Source organism: Dyella sp. 01N36 (assembly GCF_056399745.1).
On sequence record NZ_JBFTRY010000258.1, the window covers coordinates 1 to 4176 of the forward strand.

Sequence of the window (4176 nt, forward strand, 5' to 3'; positions counted from 1 at the left end):
GTGCGCGACAGCCACGCCTGGGTGTATCGCTCCGTCGGCTCGTCGCGCACAGGGTGCGCTCCCACAGATTTCTGCCCACGCCCAAGGCTGCGGGCAGACGAACACATCTTCACTCCACCTCGTCCGACCCTTCGTTGACACCCTCGAACAGGAAGGTCGACAAGTAGCGCTCGCCGGTATCGGGCAACATCGCCAACAACACCGTCCCCTCCGGCGCATCCTTCGCCACCTGCAGGGCCGCAGCCAGCGTGGCGCCCGAGGAAATGCCGACGAAAATGCCTTCCTTCTGCGCCAGATCGCGCGCCGTATCGCGTGCCAACACATCGTCGACAGGAAGGATTTGGTCGGCGACCTCGCGATTGAGCACCGCAGGCACGAAATCCGGCGTCCAGCCCTGGATCTTGTGCGGCTGCCATTCCTTGCCCGACAGCAGCGCGGCACCGACCGGCTCGCTGGCGATGATCTTCACTTCCGGGCGCGCCACCTTCAGCACCTCGCCCACACCGGTGAGGGTGCCGCCGGTGCCCCAGCCGGTGACGAAGTAATCCAGCCGCTTGCCGGCGAAATCGCGCAGGATTTCCGGGGCCGTGGTGTTGCGGTGATAGGCGGGATTGGCCGGGTTGTCGAACTGACCGGCCAGGAACCAGCCGTGCTTGTCGGCCAGCTCCTTGGCCTTGCGCACCATGCCGCTGCCACGTTCCGCCGCGGGCGTCAGCAGCAGCTTGGCGCCATAGGCGCGCATCAGCTTGCGCCGCTCGACCGAAAAGGAATCGGACATCACCGCCACGAACGGATAGCCGCGCGCCGCGCACACGGCCGCCAGCGCCACGCCGGTATTACCTGACGTGGCTTCCACCACCGTCTGACCGGGCTTGAGCACGCCGCGTTGCTCGGCGTCGATGATGATGGCGTAAGCAAGACGATCCTTGACCGAACCGGCCGGATTGAATGCCTCCACCTTGGCGTACAGCGTCACGTGCTTGGGCGCCAGACGGTGAATGCGCACGATCGGCGTGTTGCCAATGGTGTCGAGGATGCTGTCGTAGATCATGAAGTGACTCCGGTACGCGGCATGGATGAAGGTGGCACGAGGCGCGATGGTGCACCCGTCAAGGGAAAGGTTGTGTCAAGCCGCGACCGCCTTCGACGAGTGCGGCAGCGGCGGCGCGAGGCTACCCAGCGGCCGGCTGCCGTACCATGACAGCGAGGTGGCGAGGCTGGCCACCTCGCCGATGATGAGCAGCGCCGGCGACCGTACACCGTATCGCCCCGCCTGCTCCGCCAGGTTGGCCAGCGTGCCGACGATCACCCGTTGTTCCGCTCGCGTGCCGTTTTCCACCAGGGCGAACGGCGTGCTCGCTGCGCGGCCGTGCTCGACCAGCTGCTGCGCGATCAGGTCCAGCTCGCCGGTACCCATGTAGACCGCGAGCGTCTGCCGCTCCTGTGCCAGCGCCGGCCAATCGAGCGTATCGATGGACTGCTGGCAGTGCGCCGTCACCAGCCGCACGGACTGCGCATGATCGCGATGCGTCAGCGGCACGCCGGCGTAGGCGGCACACGCCAGGGCCGCCGTGATACCTGGCACCACCTCATAGGCAATGCCGTGGCGGCGCAGGAATTCCAGCTCCTCGCCACCGCGACCGAATACGAATGGATCGCCGCCCTTCAGGCGCACCACACGGCGACCTGCAGCGGCATGTTCCAGCATCAGGGCGTGGATCTGCTCCTGCGTGGTGTGATGGTTGCCCGCCTGCTTGGCCACTTCGATGCGCTCGGCGTCGCGGCGCGCCAGGCCTAACACCTCCACGCTGACCAGGCGGTCATGCAGGATCACATCCGCCTCGTTCAATGCACGCAACCCACGCAACGTGAGCAGGCCGGGATCACCGGGGCCGGCGCCAAGCAAGACCACCGAACCGACAGGCCTGGCTTCGGTCGCATCGAGCAAACGCTCGGTCGAGGCTTCGGCCAGCCCCCATTGGCCTCGACGCAGCAGGCTTTGCACGGGCCCGCTCAACAGACGCTCGTAGAAACGACGACGCAACGCGATATCCGGCAGTCTCGCGCGGATGCGGTGACGCATCCGCGCCAACAAGGTGGCAACGGAGCCGACCACCGGATCGATCAACACTTCAAGCCGTTCGCGCAGCAACCGCGCGAGCATCGGCGCGTGTCCACCGCTGGAAATCGCAATCGTCACCGGCGCGCGGTCGATCACGGCCGGCACGTGGAAGCTCGATTGCTGCGCGTCGTCGACGACATTGACGAAAATCCGTCGGGACTCGGCCAGGGCAGCGATATGCCGATGGAGCTCGGCATCCGGAGTGGCGGCGATCACCAGCCATGCCTGGTCAAGCCAGCCATCCTCGAAACGGCCACGCACCCATCGCACCCGCCCATCGTTGGCCAAACCGAGCAGCGCAGGCGTGAGGTCGGGCGCCCCCACCGTGACCTGCGCGCCGGCCTCCAGCAATGCGGCGACCTTGCCCTCACCCACCACGCCGCCGCCCACCACCAGGACCTGGCGGCCGGACAGATCGGCGAACAATGGGTAAAGCTTCATCGAACCTCAGGCTCCATGAGATGCACGGCTGGAGCACCCAAGCTAGGCACGCGCAGATGGCCGTACAAATGATTTCTGCGGCGCCAGACATGACGGCCCGTTATAAGGCGATCGGATCTACCGGCACGACGAAGTATTGACGCAACGCAGCAACCGCTGTATAGACGTCTAATTGTGACCGCCCCGTTACGGTAATCATGGACCATCATCGCCATTGGCTGAAAACCGCCCCGACCGCCTGCCAGTGCAGCGCATCGGCGGATGAGCACGCGCGATGTATCCGCAGCGCGACACCGAGTCCCTACTCTCTCGATTGCCTGTGGAACCCCAACCATGACGCTGACCCAATTACGCTATCTCGTCGCCATCGCTGATGCCGGCCTGAACATCACCCTCGCGGCCGAGCGGGTGCATGCCACCCAGCCCGGCCTGAGCAAGTTGTTGCGCCAGCTGGAAGACGAGCTCGGCTTCCAGCTGTTCCACCGCAAGGGCCGCAGCCTGCACGCCATCACGCACGCCGGCACGCACGTGCTGGAACGTGCCCGCACCATCCTGGCGGAAGCGGCCAATATCCGTTCCATCGCGGCCAACCTGCGCAACGAATCGCGTGGCACGCTGCGCATCGCCACCACACATACGCAAGCTCGCTTCGCGCTGCCTTCGGCCGTGGCGGTGCTCAGTCGCAGCTATCCGCAGGTGAGCGTGCACTTGCAGCCGGTGAACGATTCGGACGTGATCTCCTTGCTCGAGGTCGGCCAGGTCGATCTCGCCATCGTCAGCACGGCCGCCGGCGGGCCGCCACCGAACGGCATCGCCCTGCCCGCCTACCGCTGGAACCGCAGCATCGTCGTGCCCAATGGCCATCCCCTGGCGCGACAAAAGCAGGCGCCCACGCTGGAACAGCTCGCTGCCCATCCGCTGATCAGTTACGACTCTTCATTGAAGCCCGAATCCTCATTGACCCGCGCCTTCCAAAGCGCCGGGCTCGATCCGCAGATCGTCATGACCGCCAGCGATGCCGACCTGATCAAGACCTACGTGCGCGAGGGATTGGGCATCGGCGTGCTGGCCGAAATGGCCTATCAGCCGGAACACGACACCGACCTGTGCGAACTGGGCGCGGACCAGCTGTTTGCCGCGTGCACGACGTGGATCGTCTTGCGCCGTGAGAGTGTGCTGCGCGAATACACGCTCGATTTCATCAGTGTGTTTGCGCCGCACCTGGAGCGTCGTGCGGTGAGTCGCGCGCTTGCTTCCGGGGGCACGGGGACCTCGCATTGGGCGGGGGTGCCGCATTGGCGGGAGCGGAAGGCGGCGCACAAAGCGACGGAGACGCTGGTCGAGGCGCAGTAATACGTAGATGTTGTTGGGCCACAAAAGAACAACCATGGCCCCGGCTGCGGGTGAATAGGTGCGGAGCGCTCCTTGTGGGAGAGCACCCTGTGCGCGACCAGCCTACGGAGCAGTGCACCCCAGCGCTGCGGTCGCGCACAAGTGCGCTCCTACAAAAGARCAACCACGGCCCCAGCTGCGGGTGAATAGTTGCGGATCGCTCCTTGTGGGAGCGCACCCTGTGCGCGACAAGCCTACGGAGCAGTACACCCAGGCGTGGC

General features: G+C 65.6%; 3 protein-coding genes. 1 reads left to right on the top strand and 2 read right to left on the bottom strand.

All coding sequences use genetic code 11. From position 1 onward, the window contains the following. Positions 1–109 precede the first annotated feature (109 nt). Both cysK and cysG read right to left on the bottom strand, forming a co-directional pair. Positions 110–1051, bottom strand: coding sequence for a cysteine synthase A (gene cysK / locus AC1DMG_RS20460; RefSeq protein WP_441604099.1), 942 nt, complete (start codon positions 1049–1051; stop codon positions 110–112). A 75-nt stretch (positions 1052–1126) separates the two neighbouring features. After that, positions 1127–2563: a siroheme synthase CysG gene (gene cysG / locus AC1DMG_RS20465; protein WP_477175958.1), complete on the bottom strand. Its 1437-nt coding sequence runs from the start codon at positions 2561–2563 to the stop codon at positions 1127–1129. A gap of 333 nt (positions 2564–2896) precedes the next feature. Here cysG and AC1DMG_RS20470 point away from each other — a divergent pair, with 333 nt between their 5' ends. Then, positions 2897–3916: a LysR substrate-binding domain-containing protein gene (locus AC1DMG_RS20470; RefSeq protein ID WP_477175959.1), complete on the top strand. Its 1020-nt coding sequence runs from the start codon at positions 2897–2899 to the stop codon at positions 3914–3916. Positions 3917–4176: the final 260 nt, after the last annotated feature.

Bases quoted from the DNA above. Each gene is read 5' to 3' on its own strand.
- cysK (WP_441604099.1), bottom strand. From the start codon at position 1,051: ATGATCTACGACAGCATCCTCGACACCATTGGCAACACGCCGATCGTG.
- AC1DMG_RS20470 (WP_477175959.1), top strand. From the start codon at position 2,897: ATGACGCTGACCCAATTACGCTATCTCGTCGCCATCGCTGATGCCGGC.
- cysG (WP_477175958.1), bottom strand. From the start codon at position 2,563: ATGAAGCTTTACCCATTGTTCGCCGATCTGTCCGGCCGCCAGGTCCTG.